Raw genomic sequence first — 24,414 nt, 5'->3', positions numbered from 1 at the left:
GCTGTATGGGTCAGAAAGTCTACCCCACCGGCTTCCGTCTTGGCATCACCGAGAACTGGCGCTCCCGCTGGTTCGCAGAGAAGGATTACGCTAAGACCCTCGGTAACGATCTCGAGATCCGCAAGTACCTCGAGAAGCGTCTTTCCCGCGCAGCTGTCTCCCGCGTCGAGATCGAGCGCGCTGGCGACAAGGTGAAGGTCATCATCCTCACCGCTCGCCCCGGCGTTGTCATCGGTAAGAAGGGTGCCGAGATCGATACCCTCCGCACCGAGCTCGAGAAGGTCGCTGGCGTCTCCAAGGGCCAGCTCTCCGTCGACGTTGTCGAGATCAAGCGCCCCGAGCTCGACGCCAACCTCGTTGCTCAGTCTATCGCCGAGCAGCTCGAGGGCCGCGTTGCCTTCCGTCGCGCTATGCGCAAGGCTGTCCAGTCTGCCCGCAAGGCCGGCGCTAAGGGCATCCGTATCCAGTGCTCCGGTCGTCTCGGCGGTGCCGAGATGGGCCGTCGTGAGTGGTACCGCGAGGGTCGCGTGCCTCTGCACACCCTCCGTGCCAAGATCGACTACGGCACGGCTGTCGCCAGCACCACCATGGGCGCTTGCGGCGTGAAGGTCTGGATCTACCTGGGCGAGAAGCTCCCGGGCCAGCCTGTTCCCAACCCTGCACTCGAGGGCTCTTCCCGTCCTCGTCGTCGTAACTCCGAGAGGAGGGGTCAGTAGTGCTTGCCCCTAAGCGTATTCTTCACCGCAAGGTGCAGCGTGGCTCCATGAAGGGCCAGGCCAAGGGTAATACCGAGCTGCATTTCGGCGAGTTTGGTATCCAGGCTCTCGAGGCCCATTGGATCACCAACCGTCAGATCGAGGCCGCTCGTATTGCCATGACCCGCTACATGAAGCGTGGCGGTCGTGTCTACATCACGATCTTCCCCGATAAGCCCATCACCAAGAAGCCTGCCGAGACTCGCATGGGTTCTGGTAAGGGTAACCCCGAGGAGTGGGTGGCCGTCGTCAAGCCCGGCCGCATCATGTTCGAGGTCAAGGGTGTTCCCGAGGAGGTCGCTCGCGAGGCTCTGCGTCTTGCGCAGCACAAGCTCCCCATCAAGACCAAGATTGTTGCTGCTAAGAACGCTGAGCAGCGCATCGAGAAGGAGATGGCTGAGGAGGCCGCTCTCGAGGCCAAGTGGGCTGCTGAGGACGCCGCCGCCGCCAAGGAGGAGAACTAATGAAGCCCGCAGAGATTCGTGAGCTCTCGGACGCTCAGCTCGTTGAGAAGCTGAAGGAAATGCGCGCCGAGCTCTTTAACCTTCGTTTCCAGATGGCCACCAGCCAGCTGGACAACACCGCTCGCGTCAACACCGTGAAGAAGGACATCGCTCGCGTCCTCACGGAGCAGCGCGCCCGCGAGATCGCAGCGGAGAAGTCCGCTGTCGCCGAGTAGGACCTAAGGAGAGAACATGACTGATTCGCGTAACTCGCGTAAGGTCCGTACGGGTGTCGTTACCTCCGTCTCCGGTGCCAAGACCATTGTTGTCACCATCACCGAGCGCAAGCGTCACCCCAAGTACGGCAAGATGATGACCAGCTCCAAGAAGCTGCACGCTCACGACGAGGAGTGCACGGCTGGCGTGGGCGATACCGTCCGCGTTATGGAGACCCGTCCTATGTCCAAGATGAAGCGTTGGCGCCTCATCGAGGTCGTCGAGCGCGCTAAATAAGCAGTCGCTCTTACGACTTGTACGTTTCCGAAGATGTGCGTATGCCTGGCTTGCATACCACGGGCCGTATAAAGGCTGCGCACCTCTCTTCGGTTCTTAGTTCGGAGGAACATCTACCATGATTCAGATGCAAACCATGCTGAACGTCGCCGACAACTCCGGCGCTCGCAAGATTCGCTGCATCAAGGTGCTTGGCGGTTCCAAGCGTCGTTATGCAGGCATCGGCGATGTGTTCATCGGTGCTGTCCAGGAGGCTACCCCTGGCGCCAACGTCAAGAAGAAGGACGTTGTCCGTTGCGTCGTCGTTCGCACCGTTAAGGAGATCCGCCGCAAGGATGGCTCCTACATTCGCTTTGATGAGAACGCCTGCGTTGTCATCAACAACGATGGTTCGCCCGTCGGCACCCGTATCTTCGGGCCCGTCGCTCGCGAGCTTCGTGACAAGAAGTACATGAAGATCGTCTCGCTCGCTCCCGAGACCCTGTAGTTAGGGGAGATATATGTATATCAAGAAGGGCGATAAGGTCCAGGTTCTCTCTGGTAAGGATCGCGGCAAGCAGGGCGTTATCCTGCGTGCTCTCCCCGCCGAGAACAAGGTCGTTGTCGAGGGCGTTTCGGTCGTCAAGAAGGCCGTCAAGCCCAACGCTGCCAACCAGCAGGGCGGCATCGTTTCGCAGGAGGCTCCCATCGACGCCTCCAACGTCAATCTCGTCTGCCCCGAGTGCGGTAAGGTTACCCGCGTCGGTCACGAGAAGGACGGCAAGAACAAGCTGCGCGTCTGCAAGAAGTGCGGCCACAAGTTCTAAGCTGCCCGCAACATCAAGTTGCTAGCAAAGGCCCGGATGCCACGGCGCCCGGGCCTTTTTCTATCCCTACTCATTGCACTCATTGGGGACAGACTTAAATGAGTGCCCTTTGCACTCATTGGGGACAGACTTAAATGAGTGGTCGTACTAGTCGTTGGGGGCGTTCTTAAACAACTAGTCGTTGGGGACAGTCTTGCATAGAAAGCGTTACATGGGGAACGTCCTCAGGTGCCGGCAGCCTGGGACATTCCTTTTTTGTCGGCAGTTTGGGACAGTCCCTTGATGTCTGATGCCCCCCCCAGAGGGGTGGAGTATTACGGCCTACTCTGTCTTTTAGGGTTTTGGTGTCCCGCTCCCTTATGTTTAAGACGGATCGTTGCATGCGCATTTATGCGCATAATATTGCGCGATACTGCGTGTACTCGCGCAAACATGTGTAAACTATGGCTAAATAATGACTGTAAAGCAAATAAATACGCAAATACGAGCATGCACGCGCGTATTTGTGCGAATATGAAAACGGCAGAATTGCAAGACGCTCCATGATTCAGGAGGCACATATGGTAGATTCCAAGCAGGCTCCACTCGACTCCGCGGCAGCCGCAAAAGCAGCGTTCGCTTCGGTCCAGGACAAGCCATTCCCCGAGGATATCTTTACGGCTCCCGAGCTTCGTTGGGCTGTGATCGGGTGCGGCGTTATCGCCAACCAGATGGCCCAGTCTCTCGCTCTTGCCGGCCGCAAGCTTGCGGGCGTCGCCAACCGTACGCTGTCCAAGGCTCAGGCTTTTGCCGAGCAGTATGGCATCGAGAAGGTCTATGAATCGGTTGAGGACCTCTACGCCGATCCTGACATCGACGCCGTCTACATCACTACCCCGCACAACACTCATATCACCTATCTGCGCGCTGCCCTTGCAGCCGGCAAGCACGTGCTCTGCGAGAAGGCCATTACCCTCAATTCCGCTGAACTCGATGAGGCCCGTGCCATTGCCGCCGAGCACAACGTGGTCCTTATGGACGCTACCACGGTGCTCCACATGCCCTTGTATCAAGAGCTGCGCCGCCGCATGGATGCCGGCGAGTTCGGCCGCATGAACCTCGCTCAGCTCAACTTTGGTAGCTACAAGGAGTACGGCGACCTGACCAACCGTTTCTACAATCGCAACCTCGCCGGTGGTGCCATGCTCGATATTGGCGTGTATGCACTGTCCGTTATGCGCCTGTTTATGGCGAGCCAGCCCGCCGAGGTCGTGTCTCTAGGCAACACCTGCGAGACTGGCGTCGATGTTGCGGGCGGCATCGTCTGCCGCAATGCCGAGCAGCAGCTGGGCGTCGTGAGCCTTACGCTCCACTCCAAGCAGCCCAAGCGCTCGGTCATCAGCTTTGACAAGTGCTACATCGAGGTCAACGAATATCCGCGTGCCGATCACGCGACCATCGTTTGGACTGCGGACGGCCACCGCGAGGAGGTCCACGCAGGCACCGAGGCTTACGCCCTGTGTTATGAGATGGCCGATCTTGAGAAGGCCGTTGCCGGCGACGACTCCAAGCGCGAGCTTCTGGATTATGCTTCTGATGTTATGGAGCTTATGACCAAGCTTCGCGCCGATTGGGGAGTCGTGTACCCCGAGGAGGAGTAAGCGATGCTTGCGGAAGATAGGCTCAACGCAATCGTGTCGATGGTGCAGCAGACCGGCTCGGTTACCGTGCCGGAGCTTGCTGAGGCCCTGGGCGTGACGGCGTCTACCATTCGGCGCGACCTGCAGGCGCTCGACCGAGCGCGTCGCATCGCCAAGGTCCACGGTGGAGCGACGAGTCTTGAGCGCGCGCACGTGACGCGCGACCTAACGCTTAATGAGCGCAGCGACCTCCATAACGACGATAAAGAGCGTATCTGCGCCCATGCGGCGGCGCTTGTGGAGCCCGAGAGCTTTGTATACATCGACTCGGGCTCGACGACGCTCAAGCTCATCGAGCATCTTCCACACCTTGAAGGTGTCACCTATGTGACTGATTCCGTGCTTCACGCTCAGCACCTTGCTTTGCGCGGCATGCGCACCGTGGTGTTGGGTGGCGAGCTCAAACCCGAGACCGAGGCGCTCGTTGGCCCCGATGCCTTGGCAACCTTAGACCGCTACAACTTCAACTGTGGCTTTTGGGGCTCTAACGGCATTGCCGCCGAGCAGGGCTTCACGGCGCCCGATATCGAGGAGGCGCAAGTAAAGCGTATCTCGATGCGCCATACGGCCAAGCGCTTCGTAATCTCGGACGCCAGTAAATTTGGCATGGTGGCGCCCGTCAAGTTCGCGGACTTCCGCGACGCAACGATTATTACCGCAGGCGAGGTCCCCGCCAAGTACCGGGCAATGGACAACGTCATCACGGTCTAACAGCAGGGGACGGGCTAAGGCCAAAACCACCGCGAAGGGGCAGGAACATTTGTGGTGGTTTTGACATTTGCTCAGATAAAACTTGCCAAAATAAGCCTGTCCCTTTTCGGCAGGCTTTAGGGCTCCCAGGGGCAGGGAGCTTCGATGTGGATGTGCTCGCCGGTTACGGGATGCGTGAAGGACACGCTGTGGGCGTGGAGCATCAGGCCGCAGGGGCGCGGCGTTCCGTACAGGTCGTCGCCAACCAGGGGATGATGCTCGCTTGCCAGGTGCACACGGATTTGGTGCTTGCGGCCGGTGAGCAACTCGACATCGATATACGAGCGCGCGGGCAGGCCACGACGGCTCTTAAGACGTTTGAGCACCTTCACGCGAGTTTGAGACGGCTTGCCGCTGGCGCCGACGCGCATCTTTCGGCTGTCGTGACGGTCGCGGGCGATGGGCTTGTCGATGAGCTTCTCGTTCCAGTCGATCTTGCCCTCGGCCAGCGCCAGATAGTGCTTTTCGAAGGCGTGGTCGATGACCATTTGGTCAAAGGCGGGCTGCGTCTGTTTGTCGAGCGAAAACAACACCACGCCGGTGGTGTTGCGGTCCAGGCGGTTGAGCGGCTGCATGTCGGTCGCGGCAAAGCCGTCACCCATCGCCAGCAGCAGGTCGCTGGCGTAGTCGGTGAGCGTGCGCTCGCCGGTGCCGTCGCCGTGGACGATCATGCCGGCGGGCTTGTCGATGGCCATGAGCCAGGCGTCGCAGTAAAGGACTTGAGGTTCTTCGTTCACGTGTAAGCCTTTCGGTTAGCTAATTCCCACAAACATGCAGCCCGAGGTGGCGCCGCGCAGGCGGGCGGCGGGCTTGCGGCCGGCCTGTGCTGCTTCGACGGCACGACGGACGCGGGCGACGGCACGGCCCACCTCATCTGTCTCGAGCAGCGTTCCGTCTACCATGAGACGACGCACGCCGGCATCGAGCAGCTGAGGAACCTGCGGCGTGAGGTCGATGGGGTAGGCGTCGTACAGGCGAGAGCGGCCATGGATGTCGGTGCGTACGGGCATGACCTTGCCGTCGATATTCTTGAGTGACAGCTTGCGGGCGCGCAGGCGGCAGTTAGCGCAATCGTGGATGCAGCCATTGGCCACCTGCAGGATGCAGTGCTCACTCGTCATAACGCGCGGGCGGCCGAACACAGTGATGCCCAGGGCTGCGGGCGCGGCGGTGGCAAGCGAGACGATCTCGTCGAGCGTGATCTCGGGCGAGAGCCAAAACGCACCGGCTCCGCGCTCGGCAAGTGCCTCCATGCAGGGCGTGTTGTGCACGGGCAGGCAAGAGCGAATCTCGGCTGTGGCGCCAACCTGGGCGGCCAGGGCAAGCTCAGAGATGTTGCCAATAGCGACCGTGGCGCCGTCAACAACCCACGGGTCGACGCGTGCGTGGTCAACGGCGCGGCAGACCTCGTCGAGTACGGGCACGATACCCTGCTCAAATGTATCGGCGGGGGAGAGTCCGACAGCCTCGAGCGCGTCGGTGGTCATATAGATGCGCGTTGCACCCTCCGCCCGCGCTGCCTTGGCGGCCTCGAGCGAGGTGACGGTGGCGCAGATCTGCGGCTCGTCGCGGTAGTGCTCGGGCGCGGGGCGGGAATCACTGGTGACAATCGCCGGCAGCTCGAGCGTTTTCGCGCGCTCCGCGTACGGCGCCAGAATGGCCTCTTCCAGCGCCTTGCAAGCGGCGGCGCGCACCTTGTGCACGGCGGAGAAGCCCATGCCGCAGCCGGCGTCGAGCGAAACGTCAAAGCTTGCGGCCTCAAAGGGCGAGGAGCCCATGCGGCCCACATGCTCAACCAGGTCTGCCGCCTCGACAGCGCGGGTCTTGGCGGCCTCGACGGTAAAGCCCGTGGCCGTGGCCGTAAGCGAAGGGCCGTCGCAGCAGGTGAGCGTAACGGTAAACGGCTCGCCCAGACGCGCCACGACGGACACATCAACAGCTCGGCGGCGCAGCACATCGCGCTTGAGCGCGGCGCCGGCGGCGTCGATGGCACGCTGACTGCGAATCACGCGGACGCGGCAGCCCTCGGGCATGCTGCGGGGTACGCGACATTCGATGACTTCACCGGCTGCGGCATCATCGGCGGCAATGGTGGTCAGGAACTGGTCAAACTCGTTATCGTGGCGAAGCTCCAGCAGGTCGCCCTTGCCCACGGGCTCAAACAGCTCAATGCGGGCGATGGCGGCGCGGCGACGGCGGTCGTCGGGCTTGAGGCCGCGCACATCGCGGTTGGCCGGACGGCTGCCCAGCACCGTGCCCACGATCTGGCCGCGGTTGTTGGAACGCTCATAGCTCATCATCTCGTCGCCCGAGGTGCCGTCCTGATAGGCGTGCGTAAAGTCGCGGTTGAAGCAGCGCTTGAGCTGGCGTTGGCGGGCGGCTTCCTCGTCCTTGGCAACGGTGGCTCCGGCCAGCATGTCATCAATCTGATGACGATACACGTCGACGATGGAGTACACGTAATCAGGGGCCTTCATGCGGCCCTCGAGCTTGAGCGATGCGGCGCCGGCGTCATACAGACGGTGAACGAGCTGCGACGTGTTGGTGTCGCGCGGGCACAGCGCGCGCTCGCGACCGGCAGGGGAGAGCGAGCGGCCGTTCTCGTCAATTAGCTCGTAGGGCAGGCGACAGGGTTGAGCGCACATGCCGCGGTTGGCCGAGCGGCCCGCCATGGCAAAGCTCGAAAGCAGGCACAGGCCCGAGTAGCAAAAACAGATGGCGCCGTGGCTAAAGACCTCGAGGTCGACATCGGGCGCGGCGTTGTGAATGACGGCGATCTCGTCGATGGAGAGCTCGCGCGAGAGAGTCACGCGGTCGGCGCCCTGCTCGCGGCACCAGATGGTTCCACGGTCGTCATGGATGTTCGCCTGGGTCGATATATGCGTCTCGATGCCGGGCATGGTGCGCTTGACCTCAAAGAACAGGCCCCAGTCCTGGATGATGAAGGCGTCGGCGCCCAACGTGGAGCAGCGATGGATGAGCTGCAGCGCATCGCTCATCTCGGATTCCTTGATGACGATGTTGACCGTGACGTAGACGCGCGAGCCGGCCAGGTGTGCAGCACGGCAGGCCTGCTCAAAGGCCTCGTCGGTAAAGTTCGTTGCCTTGCGGCGGGCGTTGAAGCTGCCCATGCCGCAGTAGATGGCGTCTGCCCCGGCGGCGAGTGCGGCGGCAAAGGGCTCGGGCCCTCCGGCGGGCGCTAAAAGCTCGGGTCTGCGGTTGGTGGTTCGACTGGCGGTTGCGGTCATATCCTGCCTTTCAAAATGCTCAGATAATCAAAAGTATAGTGGTGCCGTCGCGGCAGGCGATGCCCGCGCTCTAAGCGGGATAAAGTCTTCAGCAGCTTGGACTGGCTGCTCCACACGAGAACCGTTCAGCGGTCCGGGGAAACCGTTGGGCGATAAAATATTCTCGCAACGTGATAATAATCTTGCATCGCGCGGAAACCTTGAGTACTATCCCAATCAAGCGCGGTGTTCAGACCGAATTGTGCCTCCCGGTGTGAACGCCGCGCTCACGCTCTCTCAACTGATCGTAAGGAGAAAAACATGAGCAAGACCGTCGTGTCTTCCGATAACGCACCCGCAGCCATCGGCCCGTATTCCCCCGGTATCCAGACCGGCAACATGGTGTTCCTGTCCGGCCAGCTGGGCATCGATCCCGCGACCGGCAAGATGCCCGAGGGCGTCGAGGCCCAGGCTAAGCAGTCCCTTGCTAACGTCGAGGCCCTGCTGACTGCTGCCGGCGCCACCTTTGCCGATGTCGTCAAGACCACGGTCTACCTGGCCGACATCGCCGACTTCGCTGCCGTGAACGAGATTTATGCCTCCAAGTTCGAGGCTCCGTTCCCCGCGCGCAGCGCTTTCCAGGTTGCCGCCCTTCCGGCCGGCGGTCTGGTCGAGATCGAAGTCGTCGCCGCTCTCTAAGGCGTTGGCGAAAACAAAACATGACATGCAAAAAGACCCTGCAGCGCGTGCGAGCTGCAGGGTCTTTTGTCAAGCGATGCGACAAAAATGATCCGTTTTCCTCCGTCCCCAAGGGATCGGTGGGTTAGCCCTCCTTGCGGACTTTTTGCAGGTAGCGGTACACGCTGGGCTCCGAGATGCCCAACGCGGTGGCAGCGCAGGCCACGGCGCCCTTGAGCATGAACACCCCGTTGCCGTTGAGGTGGCGAATGACGTCCACGCGGTCGCTCTGACCAAGCGACGCTACATCCAGCCCGCGCGCGCTCAGCAACTCGGCAATGCTGCGGTCGATGAGCTCCTGTGTGGACTCCGAAAGGCTTTCGACCTCGATAGGGGCGGGCTCCGTGCGCGTCGGCGCCGCGTCGAAGCACGCCATGAGTTGCTGCGCCATGGCGTTGATGGAGCGTACGGTCGAGAGGTCGGTGTTGACGCAGAGCATACCGACGATCTCGTCATCCTCGCGGATAAAGAACGTCGCGGACTCCAGCGTCTTGCCTCCGGCGCCGCGGCCCTCGTAGCCCGTAATAAACGGCAGGTCGCGATACTTGGGGTCGTGCATGATCTTGAGTGCCAGATCGGTGGCGGGACCGCCGACCTTGCGGCCACTCACTATGCCGTTGCGAATATCGACGATGGCGTGGTCGGGATCCGAGAAATCGTGCAGCACGATCTCGCTGTTCTTACCGAGTATCTGCTCCAGAAAATCGACCATCGGCAAAAAGCGGCGTACGGTCTCGTTCACGGGCAACTCCTTTGGGTGAAATCGGAAATGTTCATAACAATTTTTTCTCATGGTAACACGCTGCTTATCATCTCGTATATCCGCAGGTACATTGCGTAATGCAGACGAACGGTATGATTTTGGCGGTAAACGGTCGACCAAAAGAAAAGTAAGATGTTATTTAGACCAGACACATTCCTGACCTGCGGAAACGAGTTATTTCAGCTGAAGAATAGTCTGATAACAAAAAATTATTATTGAGAATGAGAACCATCTTTAATACGATATCCAACGAAGGCACAACCTCAACCCCGCACTGCGTCACAATAGAGCGTTAGATGCGAAAACAACTATTTCGAGGATTGGTGGTCAAATGACCCAGGAGACGGTTAAGAACGGCACTGAAGCCCTGTTCACTCGCGAAGGCATGCCTCCCGTTAAGGAAATGATCCCGTGTGCCCTTCAGCACGTACTGGCATCGTTTGCCGGCATCATTACCCCGGCTGTCATCATGGCCGGCGTCTACGGCTTTAATAGCCAGCAGAGTACCGACATCATCCAGGTCGCGCTCATTCTTTCGGCGATCGATACGGCCCTTCAGGCCTTCGCTCCCTTCCGTCGCATCGGCGGCGGCCTGCCCATCGTCATGGGCGTTTCGTTCGCGTTCCTGCCGGCTCTGCAGGCCATGGGTGCCTCGGGCTTTAGCTTTGGTGCGCTGCTGGGCGGCGAGATCGTCGGCGGCGCCGTCGCGGTCCTCTTTGGTCTGGCCTACAGCAAGATCAAGTGGCTGTTCCCGCCCGTCGTGACCGGTACGGTCATCTTCTCCATCGGCGTTTCGCTGTATCCCACGGCCGTCAAGTATATGGCCGGCGGTATGGGTACGCCGCTGTGGGGCACTCCGCAGGCCTGGTGCGTCGCTCTTATCACCTTCGCCGTGGTCTTTGCGCTCGCCAACTTTGGCAAGGGCACGCTCAAGCTGGGATCCGTGTTCTTTGGCATGATCGTCGGTATGATCGTCTCCATCCCCTTTGGCATGATCGACTTCTCCAGCGTCGCCACCGCTCAGGTCTTCGCCCTTCCCAAGCTCATGCCCTACGCGCTCGAGTTTGATCCCGAAGTCTGCATTACCCTCGCCGTCGTGTTCCCCATGGTCGCCATCCAGGTTATCGGTGACGTCTCCGCCGCCTGCCTGGGCTCCATCGACCGTATGCCCACCGAGCGCGAGCTCTCCGGCGCTATCGTGTCCCAGGGCCTCACCTCTATGGTCGGCGGCCTGCTGGGCGGTCTTCCCACCAGCGCCCTTGGCCAGAATGTGGGCATCATCTGCTCCAACAAGGTCGTCAACAAGTGGGTCTTTGTGATCATCGCGGCCGTCTTTGCCATCGCCGGTCTGTTCCCGCAGCTCTCTGCTGTCCTTTCCGCTATCCCGCAGCCCGTTATCGGCGGCGCGACCGTCGGCGTCTTTGGCACCATCACCATGAACGGCGTGCGCATGTTCACCCGCGAGGGCCTCACGCAGCGCACTACCACCATCGTCGGCACCTCCGTCGTCTTTGGTCTGGGTATCTGGATGGCCAGCGGTTGCCTTGCCGGCGAGGGTATGCCCGCCTGGGTGTCCACCGTCATCGGCTCCAATGCCGTGACCCCCACCGCCATCATGGCCATTGTCCTTAACCTGATCCTTCCGCAGACGCCGGTCGTGGCTCAGCACATCGATGCTGCCAAGGACGCTGCCGTGGATCTGGTCTTGCCCGAGAGCAAGAAGTAACCAATTCGGTGCTATTCGTCGGCGGGCGCATCGCCTCGTCCGCCGACGTCATGCGGCGCCAAGCCGCACTTCAAAGGGTTTGTCCCTTTGGTGAAGCGTTGACGGGAGAGGGCCCGTTTCCGGTGTAGGCCGGCGCTTCGCACTCCGCCATGTCAGAGGTGTCAAACCCCGCCCCTGATGTTGAAGGGAGCATTCATGCTTCTGGTCGCTAACGGTTCCGTTTTTACCCGCAATTCTCAGACCCCGTTCATTCCAAACGGTGCGGTCGCCATTGACGGAGATACGATCGTCGAAGTGGGCCCCGAGTGCGAGCTCAAGGCCAAGTACCCGGATGCCGAGTACGTCGACGCCCAGGGCAACCTCATCATGCCCGGACTCATCAATTGCCACACCCACATCTACTCGGGTCTGGCTCGCGGCCTTGCCATTAAGGGCTGCAACCCCACCAACTTCCTGGAGAATCTTGAGCAGCAGTGGTGGAAGATCGATGACAACCTGACGCTCGACGGCACCAAGGCCAGCGCCTATGCCACGATTCTTGACTCCATCCGCGATGGCGTCACCACGATCTTCGATCACCACGCGAGCTTCTGCGAGATCCCGGGCAGCCTCTTTACCATTAAGGACGCAGCTCAGGAGCTGGGCATGCGTTCGTGTCTGTGCTACGAGGTCTCCGATCGCCGCGGCCAGGAAAAATGCGACCAGGCCATTGCCGAGAACGCCGAATTTGCCCAGTGGGCCGCCAAGGAGCGTCGCGATAACGACAACCACATGATCGCCGCCATGTTTGGCGGTCACGCCACCTTTACGCTGTCGGACGAGACCATGGATAAGATGGCCGAGGCCAACAACGGCCTGACCGGCTTCCACATCCATGTGTGCGAGGGCATGAATGACGTGTGGGACTCCCGCCTCAACCGCGGCGGCATCAGCCCCGTCGAGCGCCTGCTGCAGCACAATCTGCTGGGTCCCGACACCATGCTCGGCCACTGCATCCACGTGACGCCCGCCGAGATGGATATCGTCAAGGAGTCCGGTACCTGGCTCGTCAACAACCCCGAATCCAATATGGGCAACGCCGTGGGCTGCGCCCCCGTGCTCGAGTTCTTCCGCCGCGGCATCCCCGTGTGCATGGGCACCGACGCCTACACCCACGATATGCTCGAGAGCCTTAAGGTCTTCCTGATCATTCAGCGCCACAACGCCGCCATGCCCAACGTGGGCTGGTGCGAGGCCATGACCATGCTGTTCGAGAACAACGCCAAGATGGCGAGCAAGTACTTTGATCGCAAGCTCGGCGTGCTCGAGGCCGGCGCTGCCGCCGACGTCATCGTCATGGACTACAAGCCCTTTACGCCGCTGAGCGAGGAGAATATCGACGGCCACATGCTCTTTGGCATGATGGGCAAAAACTGCCGCACCACCATCATCAACGGCCGCGTCCTGTACAAGGATCGCGAGTTCGTTGGGATTGATGAGGAAAAGATCAACGCGTGGACCATGGCTGAGTCCAAGAAGCTCTGGAGCACGCTCAACGATCGCGTCTACTAATTACAAGTAGATTCACGCGCGTCGGATGTTTCGCCGCATCCGACGCGCGCATAGGCGGCCTCCGCGGGGTCGCCGGCGCTGTGCTAGCGCTACGCCGTATTTGCGCCCGCCGCGCGGTCTCGCCGGGCGTTACAGAGAGGAGCTCATTATGAGCGACATCATGAGGCCGATCCCGTTTTCGCAGCTGATGAACTGGATCATCGAGGAGCACAAGACCCAGGACGCCGTCTTTGGCGTGCGTAAGATGGTCACGACCAACCAGGAGGGCGCGCTTCCCATTTTTGACGAGCGCATCGAGACTCCTTTTGGTCCGGCCGCCGGTCCCAACACGCAGCTTGCCCAGAACATCGTGGCATCCTATGTGGCCGGTTCCCGCTTCTTTGAGCTCAAGACCGTCCAGGTTATGGACGGCGAGGAGCTTTCCAAGTGTGTGAACAAGCCCTGCATCGTGGCGCAGGACGAGTGCTACAACTGCGAATGGTCGACCGAGCTCGAGGTTCCGCAGGCCTTTGCCGAGTACGTGAAGGCATGGTTTGCCTGCCACCTGATCGCTCGCGAGTACGGTCTGGGCAGCTCGGACGGCTTTGTCTTTAACATGTCCGTGGGCTATGACCTGGAGGGTATCAAGAGCTCCAAGGTCGACGCCTACATCGAGGGCATGAAGGACGCCAGCGGCTCCGAGGTTTGGAACGAGTGCCGCACGTGGGCGCTCGCTAATCTGGACAAGTTTGAGCATGTCGACGCCGCGTTTGTCGAGTCCATCCCGGCGCGCGTCTCCAACTCCATCACCGAGTCCACGCTGCATGGCTGCCCGCCGGCGGAGATCGAGCGCATCGCGACCTACCTCATCACCGAGAAGGGCCTCAACACCTACATCAAGTGCAACCCCACGCTGCTGGGCTATGAGTTTGCCCGCCAGCGTCTGAACGAGCTGGGCTTTGACTATATTGTCTTTGATGACACGCACTTCCGCGAGGACTTGCAGTGGGTCGACACCGTGCCCATGTTCGAGCGTCTGATTGCCCTGTGCGCCGAGCACGGCCTGGAGTTTGGCGTCAAGCTGACCAACACGTTCCCCGTCGACGTGACGAGGAACGAGCTGCCCTCCACCGAGATGTACATGTCCGGCCGTTCGCTGTTCTCGCTGACCATCGAGGCCGCCCGCCGCATTACCGAGCAGTTCGATGGCAAGCTGCGCATCAGCTACTCCGGCGGTGCCACGGTCTACAACATCCGCGCCCTGTACGATGCCGGCATTTGGCCCGTCACCCTGGCGACTGACGTGCTCAAGCCCGGTGGCTACGAGCGCTTTAGCCAGATGGCCGGCGAGTTTAGCGATCTGGACGGCAAGCCGTTCGCGGGCGTCTCTCTCGAGGCCGTGACCGCGATCCAGACCGACTCGCTCACCAACCCGCTCTACAAGAAGCCGCTGCGCCCGCTGCCCGACCGCAAGGTCGCCGGCAAGAGCCCGCTTTCCGACTGCTTTACCACGCCGTGCCGCACGAGCTGCCCCATCCAGCAGGATATCCCTGCCTATCTGGCGGCTGTTGACGAGGGCCGCTACGAGGACGCGCTCAACATTATCATCGAGCGCAACGCCCTGCCGTTCATTACCGGCACCATCTGCCCGCATCCCTGCGGCCGTGCCTGCGAGCGTGCATTTTACGAGCCCGAGGGCGCCCAGATTCGCGCCAGCAAGCTCAAGGCCGCCCACGAGGCCATGGCAGCCGTGCTGCCCAAGCTGCGCGCCCAGGCTATTGCCAACGACGGCGAGCGCAACGTTGCCGTTATCGGCGGCGGCCCGGCCGGCCTGGCGACTGCGTTCTTCCTGACGCGTGCCGGCGTGCCCGTCACCATCTTCGAGGCCCGCGATTCGCTCGGTGGCGTGGTCCGTCACGTGATTCCCGAGTTCCGCATCGCGAGCGACGATATCTCCCACGATGCAGAGCTCTGCCTGGCCTTTGGTGCCAAGGTGCAGCTCAACGCCCGCGTGGAGTCCATCGACGAGCTCAAGGCCCAGGGCTTTACCGACGTGGTCGTGGCCACCGGTGCCTGGATGCCCGGCTCTGCGGGCTTGGGCGAGGGTGCCGAGCTCGACGTGCTGGAGTTCCTCGAGGCTGCCAAGAAGGGCGAGAAGCTCGAGCTGGGCGAGGACGTCGTGGTCATTGGCGCCGGCAACACCGCCATGGACGCTGCCCGCGTGGCCAAGCGTCTGGCTGGCGTGAAGAACGTGCGCCTGGTGTATCGCCGCACCAAGAAGCAGATGCCCGCTGACGAGGAAGAGCTTGATCTTGCTCTTGCCGACGGTGTTGAGTTCTGCGAGCTGCTGGCCCCCAAGGCGCTTAACGGCGCCGTGCTGACCTGCGACGTTATGGAGCTTGGCGAGCCGGATGCAAGCGGTCGTCGCAGCCCCGTCGCCACGGGCGAGACCGTCGAGCTTTCCGCCACCACGGTGATCTGCGCCGTGGGCGAGGGCATCGATGCCAGCCTGTACGATGCCGCGGGCGTCGAGCACGACCGTCGCGGCCGCCTTGCCGCCACCTCCACCGGCGTCGAGGGCGTCTGGGCTGCGGGCGACTGCCGCCGCGGTCCTGCCACCGTTGTCGAGGCTATCGCCGACGCCGCCGAGGTCGCCCGTGCCATCGCCGGTGTGGACTTTAACAAGTACGCTGACCAGAATGCTCAGGCCGGTCGCGAGGACACCTGCTACGAGCGCAAGGGGTCGCTGTGCCGCGACAAGCGCAACTGCACCAAGACCCGCTGTCTGGGCTGCGGCTCGGTGTGCGAGGTCTGCTGCGACGTGTGCCCCAACCGCGCCAACGTGGCAATTAAGGTGCCGGGCCTGGCCAAGCATCAGGTCGTCCACATCGACGGCATGTGCAACGAGTGCGGTAACTGCGCCGTGTTCTGCCCCTACCAGGAGGGTCGTCCCTACAAGGACAAGCTCACCCTGTTCTGGAGCGAGCAGGACATGGAGAACTCCGAGAACGAGGGCTTCCTGGCTGTGGACGAGGACCACTTTAAGGTCCGCGTCGCCGGCACGGTCCGCACCGTCTCGGTCGATGCCGTCAACACCGGTCTTCCCGAGGCCGTCCGCCTGACCATCAGGGCCGTGCGCGACAACTATCCGTACCTTCTTAAGAAATAGGCGAGTCTTTTATGGCCAAATCCATTCAACATAACGTGGCCTACGTTGCCTGCGGAAGTGGTTGCGCCTCCGCAGGCGGCGACGCCCGCTGCAGCGAAGGCTGCATTGGCTGTGGCGCCTGCGTCACGGCCTGCCCCCACGGCGCTATTGCGCTGGTCGATGGCATCGCCCGCGTGGATCGCTCCAAGTGCACGGGCTGTGGCCTGTGCGGCATGGCGTGCCCGCAGCGCGTGATTGCCTTCGTGCCCGGCTACCAGAATATCCTGGTGCGCTGCAACAACACCGATAAGGGCGCCATCGCCCGCAGGATCTGCGACACGAGCTGCATCGGTTGCGGCATGTGCGCCAAAAAGTGCCCCGCCGGCGCTATCCGCATCGAGGACAACTGTGCTCATATCGATGGCGTGGACTGCCTGTCGTGCGGCATGTGCGCCGTCGTCTGCCCGCATGGCGCCATCCACGACCGTACCGGCATCGCCGCCGGCGTGTAGAGGGGAATCACCATGGCACAGGAATTCACTTTTACCGTTAACGGTGTCGAGCGCACGACGACCCAAAACAAACCGTTGCTGCGCTATCTGCGCGACGACCTGCACATCCACTCCGCCAAGGACGGCTGCTCCGAGGGCGCCTGCGGCACCTGCACCATCCATGTGGACGGTGCGGCCGTCAAGGCGTGCGTACTGACCACCGCTCTTGCCGCCGGTCGCAACATCGTGACCGTCGAGGGCCTGCCCCAAGACGTGCGCGAAGCCTTTGTGTACGCCTTTGGCGCCGTGGGCGCCGTACAGTGCGGTTTTTGCATTCCCGGCATGGTCATGGCGGGTGCAGCGCTCATCGCCGAGGACCCCGAGCCCACCGAGGAGCAGATCAAGTACGCCATTCGCGGTAACGTCTGCCGCTGCACCGGCTACAAAAAGATTATCGAGGGCATCTCGCTGGCCGCTGCGGTGCTCCGTGGCGAAAAGCAGATCGACAAGGACCTGGAGCGCGGCGATGACTACGGCGTGGGCAAGCGCGCCTTCCGTATTGACGTGCGCAAGAAGGTGCTCGGCGAGGGCAAATACCCCGATGACATCGACGAGCTCGATCAACCGGGTCTGACCTACGCCAGCGCCGTGCGCTCCAAGTATCCGCGCGCCCGTGTGCTCTCCATCGATACCTCCAAGGCCGAGGCCCTGCCCGGCGTGGTGGGTATCCTGCGCGCCGAGGACGTGCCGGTCAACCAGGTCGGCCACCTTATCCAGGACTGGGACGTCATGATCGCCCAGGGCGATATCACCCGCTGCGTGGGTGACGCCATCGTGCTGGTGGTTGCCGAGGACGAGGCGACGCTCGAGAAGGCCAAGAAGCTCGTAAAGATCGATTACGAGCCGCTGGAGCCCGTGCGTAGCATTGTCGAGGCCAAGGCTGCCGACGCCCCGCGCCTGCACGACAGCTTCTTTGCCTTTGGCAACACGGTGGAGCTCAAGGACAACGTGTGTCAGAGCCGCCATGTGACGCGCGGCGACGCCGCCAAGGCGCTGGCAGAGAGCGCGTTTACCGTGACGCAGCGCTTTACCACGCCCTTTACCGAGCATGCCTTCTTGGAGCCCGAGTGTGCCGTTGCCTTCCCGTACAAGAACGGCGTCAAGGTGCAGTCGACCGACCAGGGTGCCTACGACACGCGCAAAGAGTGTGCCCACATGTTTGGCTGGGATAGCGAACCCGAGCGTGTGGTCGTCGAGACCATGCTCGTGGGTGGCGGCTTTGGCGGTAAGGAGGACGTTTCGGTCCAGCACCTGGCCGCGCTCGCCGCATATAAGTTCCAGCGTCCTGTGAAGTGCAAGCTCACGCGTGCCGAGTCGCTCGCTTTCCATCCCAAGCGTCATGCCATGGACGGCACCTTTACGCTGGGCTGTGACGCCGAGGGCATCTTTACCGGTCTGGACTGCGAGATCAACTTTGACACCGGCGCCTACGCGTCGCTGTGCGGCCCGGTGCTCGAGCGCGCCTGCACGCATGCCGTCGGCCCCTACAAGTACCAGAACACCGACATCCGCGGCTTCGGCTACTACACCAACAACCCGCCTGCCGGCGCGTACCGTGGCTTTGGCGTTTGCCAGTCCGAGTTTGCACTCGAGAGCCTGATCGACCTGCTGGCCGAGAAGGTCGGCCTGGATCCGTGGGAGATTCGTTACAGAAACGCCATCGAGCCGGGCGAGGTTTTGCCCAACGGCCAGATTGCCGACTGCTCCACGGCGCTTAAGGAGACGCTGCTCGAGGTCAAGGATGCCTACTATGCGCATCCCGGACACGCCGGTATCGCCTGCGCCATGAAGAATGCCGGCGTGGGCGTGGGCCTGCCCGATGCCGGTCGCTGCAAGATTCGCGTCGAGAACGGCGTGGCCGTGGTCTATGCCGCCACGTCCGACATCGGCCAGGGCTGCAACACCGTCTTTTTGCAGGACGTTGCTGAGGCATGCGGTCTGCCGCTTCGCTGCATCGCCAACGGCGAGTGCTCTACCGAGAACGCTCCCGACTCCGGCACTACGTCTGGCTCGCGTCAGACGGTCGTGACCGGCGAGGCCGTGCGCGGTGCCGCCTTCCTGCTGCGCGATGCCATGCTTGACATCGAGGCCGGCAAGCCTGCACCTGATACTCCCGTGAGCGCGCATGGCGACGGCGTCAAGATCGAGTACGATGACGGCCGCGCTTATCAGCTGCGCACGCAGGAGCTCGTCGCCGGCCAGGGCATGCATCCTCAGGATCCCACGGCCGCCATCAAGGCGCTCGAGGGATGCGAGTTTGGCTACGTGTACCTGGAGCCGACCGACAAACTGGGCGCCGACGTTCCCAACCCCAAGAGCCACATCTGCTACGGCTTTGCCACGCATGTGGTCATTTTGGACGATGACGGTCGCGTGAGCGAGGTCTATGCCGCGCACGATTCCGGCAAGGTGGTCAACCCCATCTCCATCCAGGGTCAGATCGAAGGCGGCGTGCTCATGGGTATGGGCTATGCGCTTACCGAGGATTGGCCGCTCAAGGACTGCGTGCCCCAGGCAAGGTACGGCACGCTCGGACTGTTCCGTGCGCCCGAGATTCCGGATATCCACGCCATTTACGTGGAGAAGGACGAGCTGCTGTCCGTGGCATACGGCGGCAAGGGCATCGGCGAGATCTCAACGATCCCCACGGCGCCCGCCGTACAGAACGCCTATCGCGCATTTGACGGCAAGCTGCGTCCAAATCTGCCCATGGTGGATACGCCCTACAGCCGCGTCCGCAACCGCGGGTAGGGTAGGGCGCGGACAGCCATTACTGACGAGCTGTTCGCGCTCAACATCAACTGCATATGCTGCGCCTTTGGCCCCGGCTCCATCGCGAGCCGGGGCCTTTTGTTTGGAGCGGAAACTGTGACCCGGAATTGCCACTCGGAATGGGACGCGCTTTCCGGATGGCATGCTTGGCGGAAACTACGGCCCAGTTTTTGGTTCCAGAACGGGATACATTTTCCGGAACGGTCCACGTGCGGGGGTGTACCGCCCCTTTTCGTGCTCCGCTTATCGAATTACGTTATAGCTAGCTATATTATAGGAAGATATAATATAGCTAGCTATAACGTAAAGGAAGGATGGCCCTATGTTTATCGGAAGAACAGCGGAAATATCCGAGCTCAATCGACTGTATGGCACGGGCTCCTTTGAGATGCCTGTGATTTACGGCCGCCGTCGTGTGGGTAAAACGCGTCTTATCACAGAGTTCATCCAAGGCAAGAAGGCTATTTACTTTCAAGCTCGTCGTACCAATGCAGAGGCAAATCTGCACGGCTTTAGCCAGGCGATACTTGCGGGTTCGGTTGGTGCTGCAGGCGTGTCGTTTCGTAGTTTTGACGAGGCGTTCGATGCATTGGCCACCATGGCTCGCACGGAACGTTTGATTGTCGTGATTGACGAGTACCCCTATCTCGCCCAATCGAATCCCGAGATCAGCTCGTTGCTGCAAGACAAGATCGATCACCTGTACAAAGAGACCAGGCTCATGCTGATTCTATGCGGCTCGTCTCTTTCGTTTATGGAGGAACAGGTGTTGGGCTACGAGAGCCCACTATACGGTAGGCGTACGGCCCAGTTTAAGATCATGCCGCTCGATTTTACGACGACCCTCGGCCTGTGGCAGAGCATGAGTCGCGAAGACGCTGCGGTTTGCTATGGCATGACGGGCGGCATTCCCGCATATATCGAGAAAGTCGATCCTACCGTATCGCTCAAGGACAACATCAAACGTCTTTTTCTTACTCCTACGGGCTATCTCTTTGAGGAGCCGAGTAACCTGCTAATGCAAGAGTGCCGCAACCCCGAGCAATATGATGCGATCGTGCAAGCAATTGCTCAGGGGCGCTCGAAGATCTCGGAGATTGCGAGCTCTACGGGAATCCCTGCGAGCAACGTAAAGAGCTATGTGGATAAGCTGGCGTCGCTTGGGATTGTCGAGCGCGAGCTGCCCCTAAACGAGACGAGCAATAAGCGGGCCGTGTATCTACTGAGCGACCAGATGTTTAGGTTCTGGTACAAGTTTGTTCCGCAGAACATCGGGCTGATTCAAAACGATATGGCCGAGATGGCGTATAAACGCATTGAGTCGCACGTATCGGATTACATGGGTACGGTCTTTGAGCTTATATGCAGGCAATATGTGTACGAACTCGCGCGCGCAGGCCGGCTCGATGTGGTTCCGGCGAGCGTCGGGCGCTGGTGGGGGACGGATAATCGCACGCATACGCAGGAAGAAATCGACTTAATTGTTGACGATGGCGAGGGCACTGCTCTGTTTGCGGAGTGCAAATGGCGCAATGAACCGGTGGGCGAAGACGTGCTGCAAAAGCTCGTGCACCGAAGCGAGCTCTTTAGACGGCAACGAAAAAGCTATGCACTATTCTCAAAAAGCGGCTTTACGCAGGGATGTCGGGATGCCGCGGATAGCAGGGGAGACGTCAAGCTGATCTCGTTTGCCGAGATGTGCGAGCGGAGATAACCAAGCGCGCTCTGATGTGATGCTCGGAATGGGACGCGCTTTCCCTTTGGCGGAAAGCGCATCCCAGATTTCGGCCTCAGAGTGGGACGCATTTTCCGGTAGAGGCCTGGAGCGGAAAGCACGTCCCAGAATCCGGGCAATTCGCTGGTCCGGTGGTTGAGCAAGCGCCGCGCCAAGGATGCCGAGCGTAAAACCTACAATGAAAACGGCGTAAAAACTGCATTGAGAATGGCGTAATTTCGCAGGATGACGTCGCCCGCTGGTGCTGCAGGAGCGGTGACCTGCAAACCTTGGGTTTTCGGACGAGCTTGCGCGAGAGAGCAGGCCAGTATGTGCGCTCGAAGGCCCGCGTTCGCGTGCGCCCCAAGCGCTACTTCTGTGACCCGTCACTTGCGGCGGCGTTGCTGGGGGCTACCCCTGAGCGGCTGCTTGGCGATATGCAAACGCTGGGGATGCTCTTTGAGAATCTCATCCTGCGCGACGTGCGCGTGTTCCTTTCCACCTACGGCGGTGTCGACAACAGTGTTCATTATTTCCGAGATGAGAAGGGCCTTGAGGTCGATCTGATCGTTGAGCACGACGGGCATTGGGGAGGCGGCGGCGTCGACAGTTCGATAACGCCACCGCTCTGTTTCTAAATCATTGCAATCCCGCGCACGGCACTCAGCAGCTCGTACTCCCTTTGACTCCACTGGCGCAGCTCGACAGCCTCGACGGCATCGCGGCACAGGTCCAGGAACACCTCGGCTCCCTCACAGAAGTACTCACGGGCAAAGGCTCCGGACCCGCTTGCGACACACGCGCCGTCGGCAAAGAGCTTCCAGCTAGACGGCTCGCGCGAGTCGTCTCCGAGCAGCTGAATCTGCAGTACGTGCGGATTGCCGGTAGCGCAAAGCACTTCCTCGAGTTTCTGCACCGTAAAGCGCATCTGGTGGGAGAGCCTGCTCTTGACCATGGCCGAGGCGTAGCCGTTCGGCTTGTCCAGAAGATGCATTCGTTTTGGCTTGGCTGTCAGGTTGTGGAAGTTGCGCTCGCTGCGCACGGAGAAATTGTCCATACGGACTCCTTTCATCGATGTTGGCAGGGCCACCGTGCCTCTTGGCCGGTTGGCGTCGGGATCGTGGAGCCAACTCTCTACCCCGACTCTGGATAAAACGCGCCCACTCCTTGCGGGCAAGAGGAAGTCTATCAGCGTGTACGGACGGAAATCAAACGCCGCCTGCGAAATGACGCGTGAACGGCGTTAGTTTCCCAAGTGATTATTCGGCTTTCATCCGGAAAAGTGTCGAAATGGGCACTTTAAAACTTCGGAAAAGTGTCAAATTCGATAGGCAAATTATCCGGAAAAGTGTAGCTGGATGACAAAACGGCACTTAGAAGTCGGTGCTGGATGCGGGATCCTGCGGCCGCCTTCAGCCCTCGCTACTCGTCGTCTCCGTCGTTGGGGTCGCCCTTGAGGGTGTTGATGTCCAGGTACTGGTTATCGTCCTCTTTTTGCTGGGTCTCCGACTCCGCTTGGGTGGGGCCGCGGAACAGCTGGAATCCCTCAAACGCAATGACGCCGAGCAGGGCAATGATAATGGCGATAAAGGCAACCTTGACTGCCTGCGGAAATTCCGAGAAACGCAGTGCCTTTTCCTCGGCGTAATAATCGGCGAAGCGTTCTTCGCCTGTGCTTTTGGTATACACCGGCGCGGACGCGGCCTCCGGGTCATATTCCGGTGCAGGCGTGGCGGCGTACGGATCGTTGAGATAATCGCTCGATGCGGTGCCATAATCCTCGGTCTCGATGCGACCGGTGCCAGCATAGCCATCGGAATAATCGGAATATGCCGCACCGCCCTCATAGCCCGCGGCGCTCGTGTTGGCGGCAAAAAGCGGGTTAACTGGAACATCGAGCGCCGGCATGCCGGTAGAGGTCTCATCCAGATCGGCTGCAGCCCAGGAATCGTGGACAACCTGATGGGCAACGGGCTCATCGAGCCTTGTGACCGGAGGCTTGCGTGCCGCAGGAACGGGCAACTGCTGGGCGTTGTACATAACGGTGCTGTCGGCCGATTTGCTCCGCGTCGCCGCAGCGAGAAATGCCGCCGTCTCGGACGGGTCGCTTGCGGGGCGGGGAGTGGGCGCGGGCGCCGAAGTGGGTGCGGGCGTAGGCGCAGGCGTCGAAACAGGTGACTGCGCAGGAGTCGGCGCAGGTGCGGACTTAGGCGCAAGTGCGGGATTGGGGCTTGACGGGCGAGCCCCGCCGCCGCCCATGAGTTCGTCGGCGGTCCACGGGCGATCATCCATCACGTCGTCAAGGCTCAGCGAAAACAGGTCGTCTTCACCCTCATCGAACATGCGGTGCACATGTCCACCAATTGCCGGAATCAATCCGCGACCGGTGCATGATGCCTTGCTCAACGCCATTCTGTTCCATCCTTTCGAAATACTAATGACATCGATTATATGGAACTTTCCAAGCGGCTCGGTCTTGGATTCGCGCTTTCCAGAACTCGCGCCCAAAAGGGGAGGGGCAATCTAGGCGAGTGCCTACTTGTCGCCGGCCGCCGCCTTGGCCTCATTGAGGTAGCTATAGAAGCTGTACTTGGAGATGCCAAAGAACTCGCAGGCGCGTTCGCTCGACTTGGAAATGAGGAAGGCGCCGCGACGGTCGAGGTAGCCAATGGCACGAATGCGCTCGTCTTTGGTCATGAGCGCCGCGGGCTTGCCCACAAACTGCTCGCACTCGTGCAGCAGGTCCTCGAGCAGGTCGCCGATGTTCTTGGTAATGGGCTCGGGCTCGGTGTAGCCCGTGCCGCCGGTGCCGGTAAAGGCGTCGAGCGAACGCTCAAAAGCCTTCATAAGCGTAATGTCAAAGTTAATACCCAAAATGCCGACGGGCTTGCCCTCGTCGTTGCGGATAAAGATGGTCGAGGACTTGAGCAGCTTGCCATCGGCGGTTTTGGTGAGGTACGGCTCGCGGTCGTGCACGTCGGCGGTGCCCTCGTGCATGGATTCAAGCACAATATGGCTGGGGCCGTCACCCAGTTTGCGCCCGCTGACGTGGCCGTTTTCGATCACTACGATGGAGTGGTCCACGTCATCGGTCTCCAGATCGTGGACGACGATTTCGCAGTTGGGGCCAAATTGGAGCGCCAGGCCATGTGCAAGGCGCTTGTAGAACTCAATCTGTGCGGGGGTCATGGGTGCCTTCCTAAAAATTAGTTTGGGCTCACTGTGCCATAAACCCCACTTGACCGCAAACAAATCCATCAACAAGGCAATTCATGACCGTTCGGCGGCGAAAAAGTACC

21 protein-coding genes, 1 pseudogene and 1 riboswitch are annotated in these 24,414 nt (G+C 60.9%); of the genes and pseudogenes, 16 read left to right on the top strand and 6 right to left on the bottom strand.

Features of this window, described 5'->3' with window-relative positions; all coding sequences use genetic code 11:
• Positions 1–5 precede the first annotated feature (5 nt).
• The 8 genes and pseudogenes from rpsC to CSV91_RS05160 all read left to right on the top strand — a co-directional run bounded on the left by rpsC (position 6) and on the right by CSV91_RS05160 (position 4,907).
• Complete coding sequence (gene rpsC, locus CSV91_RS05195; protein ID WP_006235037.1) at positions 6–716, top strand: 30S ribosomal protein S3; 711 nt, start codon at positions 6–8, stop codon at positions 714–716.
• A pseudogene (gene rplP / locus CSV91_RS05190) lies at positions 716–1,132 on the top strand (50S ribosomal protein L16); the annotation flags it as partial. The gene rpsC and the pseudogene rplP, both read left to right, overlap by 1 nt.
• A gap of 86 nt (positions 1,133–1,218) precedes the next feature.
• Complete coding sequence (gene rpmC, locus CSV91_RS05185) at positions 1,219–1,434, top strand: 50S ribosomal protein L29 (RefSeq protein WP_006235039.1); 216 nt, start codon at positions 1,219–1,221, stop codon at positions 1,432–1,434.
• Positions 1,435–1,450: 16 nt separating this feature from the next.
• Complete coding sequence (gene rpsQ, locus CSV91_RS05180) at positions 1,451–1,711, top strand: 30S ribosomal protein S17 (protein ID WP_006235040.1); 261 nt, start codon at positions 1,451–1,453, stop codon at positions 1,709–1,711.
• A 118-nt stretch (positions 1,712–1,829) separates the two neighbouring features.
• A complete protein-coding gene (rplN, locus tag CSV91_RS05175) occupies positions 1,830–2,198 on the top strand; it encodes a 50S ribosomal protein L14 (RefSeq protein ID WP_006235041.1) in 369 nt (122 codons plus the stop codon).
• A gap of 13 nt (positions 2,199–2,211) precedes the next feature.
• Positions 2,212–2,517, top strand: coding sequence for a 50S ribosomal protein L24 (rplX, locus tag CSV91_RS05170; RefSeq protein ID WP_099432059.1), 306 nt, complete (start codon positions 2,212–2,214; stop codon positions 2,515–2,517).
• 560 nt (positions 2,518–3,077) lie between these two features.
• Positions 3,078–4,157 (top strand): Gfo/Idh/MocA family protein, encoded by a 1,080-nt coding sequence (locus CSV91_RS05165; RefSeq protein WP_099432058.1) that lies wholly within the window; start codon positions 3,078–3,080, stop codon positions 4,155–4,157.
• A gap of 3 nt (positions 4,158–4,160) precedes the next feature.
• Positions 4,161–4,907, top strand: coding sequence for a DeoR/GlpR family DNA-binding transcription regulator (locus tag CSV91_RS05160; protein WP_099432057.1), 747 nt, complete (start codon positions 4,161–4,163; stop codon positions 4,905–4,907).
• A gap of 116 nt (positions 4,908–5,023) precedes the next feature.
• Here the strand turns inward: CSV91_RS05160 and CSV91_RS05155 are convergent, their stop codons facing one another.
• Entirely contained in the window at positions 5,024–5,683 is a 660-nt protein-coding gene (locus CSV91_RS05155; RefSeq protein WP_232049565.1) for an RluA family pseudouridine synthase, read from the bottom strand.
• Between the two features lie 15 nt (positions 5,684–5,698).
• Positions 5,699–8,194: a U32 family peptidase gene (locus CSV91_RS05150; RefSeq protein WP_099432056.1), complete on the bottom strand. Its 2,496-nt coding sequence runs from the start codon at positions 8,192–8,194 to the stop codon at positions 5,699–5,701.
• Positions 8,195–8,494: 300 nt separating this feature from the next.
• Between CSV91_RS05150 and CSV91_RS05145 the strand changes: the two genes are divergently transcribed.
• Complete coding sequence (locus tag CSV91_RS05145) at positions 8,495–8,872, top strand: RidA family protein (protein ID WP_035137477.1); 378 nt, start codon at positions 8,495–8,497, stop codon at positions 8,870–8,872.
• A gap of 124 nt (positions 8,873–8,996) precedes the next feature.
• On the opposite strand, the gene CSV91_RS05140 is transcribed toward CSV91_RS05145, so the two are convergent.
• On the bottom strand, positions 8,997–9,653 hold the full coding sequence (locus tag CSV91_RS05140) for a helix-turn-helix transcriptional regulator (RefSeq protein WP_232049564.1): 657 nt from the start codon (positions 9,651–9,653) through the stop codon (positions 8,997–8,999).
• A gap of 352 nt (positions 9,654–10,005) precedes the next feature.
• On the opposite strand from CSV91_RS05140, the gene CSV91_RS05135 reads away from it, so the two are divergent.
• From CSV91_RS05135 to CSV91_RS05105, 7 genes are all read left to right on the top strand, one after another.
• On the top strand, positions 10,006–11,400 hold the full coding sequence (locus CSV91_RS05135) for a uracil-xanthine permease family protein (protein WP_089572468.1): 1,395 nt from the start codon (positions 10,006–10,008) through the stop codon (positions 11,398–11,400).
• 195 nt (positions 11,401–11,595) lie between these two features.
• On the top strand, positions 11,596–12,951 hold the full coding sequence (ssnA, locus tag CSV91_RS05130) for a putative aminohydrolase SsnA (RefSeq protein ID WP_099432055.1): 1,356 nt from the start codon (positions 11,596–11,598) through the stop codon (positions 12,949–12,951).
• A 148-nt stretch (positions 12,952–13,099) separates the two neighbouring features.
• A complete protein-coding gene (ygfK, locus tag CSV91_RS05125; protein ID WP_099432054.1) occupies positions 13,100–16,099 on the top strand; it encodes a putative selenate reductase subunit YgfK in 3,000 nt (999 codons plus the stop codon).
• Positions 16,100–16,110: 11 nt separating this feature from the next.
• A complete protein-coding gene (locus CSV91_RS05120) occupies positions 16,111–16,590 on the top strand; it encodes a 4Fe-4S binding protein (RefSeq protein WP_099432053.1) in 480 nt (159 codons plus the stop codon).
• A 12-nt stretch (positions 16,591–16,602) separates the two neighbouring features.
• Positions 16,603–19,380, top strand: a complete 2,778-nt coding sequence (gene xdh / locus CSV91_RS05115) for a selenium-dependent xanthine dehydrogenase (RefSeq protein WP_099432052.1) — start codon at positions 16,603–16,605, stop codon at positions 19,378–19,380.
• A 343-nt stretch (positions 19,381–19,723) separates the two neighbouring features.
• Positions 19,724–21,115, top strand: coding sequence for an AAA family ATPase (locus CSV91_RS05110; RefSeq protein WP_099432051.1), 1,392 nt, complete (start codon positions 19,724–19,726; stop codon positions 21,113–21,115).
• Positions 21,116–21,423: 308 nt separating this feature from the next.
• Positions 21,424–21,753, top strand: a complete 330-nt coding sequence (locus CSV91_RS05105) for a DUF4143 domain-containing protein (RefSeq protein WP_232049563.1) — start codon at positions 21,424–21,426, stop codon at positions 21,751–21,753.
• On the opposite strand, the gene CSV91_RS05100 is transcribed toward CSV91_RS05105, so the two are convergent.
• The 3 genes from CSV91_RS05100 to CSV91_RS05085 form a co-directional block, all read right to left on the bottom strand.
• Complete coding sequence (locus CSV91_RS05100; RefSeq protein WP_099432050.1) at positions 21,750–22,172, bottom strand: hypothetical protein; 423 nt, start codon at positions 22,170–22,172, stop codon at positions 21,750–21,752. The two genes, CSV91_RS05105 and CSV91_RS05100, sit on opposite strands and share 4 nt — an antisense overlap.
• Before the next feature lie 8 nt (positions 22,173–22,180).
• Positions 22,181–22,271, bottom strand: a riboswitch (SAM riboswitch).
• 266 nt (positions 22,272–22,537) lie between these two features.
• Entirely contained in the window at positions 22,538–23,527 is a 990-nt protein-coding gene (locus CSV91_RS10040; protein ID WP_157757997.1) for a hypothetical protein, read from the bottom strand.
• A gap of 123 nt (positions 23,528–23,650) precedes the next feature.
• Positions 23,651–24,304 carry a helix-turn-helix transcriptional regulator gene (locus tag CSV91_RS05085; RefSeq protein ID WP_172622452.1) on the bottom strand — a complete coding sequence of 218 codons (654 nt, stop codon included), beginning with the start codon at positions 24,302–24,304 and terminating at the stop codon, positions 23,651–23,653.
• Between the last annotated feature and the right edge of the window lie 110 nt (positions 24,305–24,414).

It is taken from the genome of Collinsella aerofaciens (assembly GCF_002736145.1).
Classification (GTDB): Bacteria; Actinomycetota; Coriobacteriia; order Coriobacteriales; family Coriobacteriaceae; genus Collinsella; species Collinsella aerofaciens_A.
This window is presented reverse-complemented; position numbering and strand designations above follow the sequence as displayed.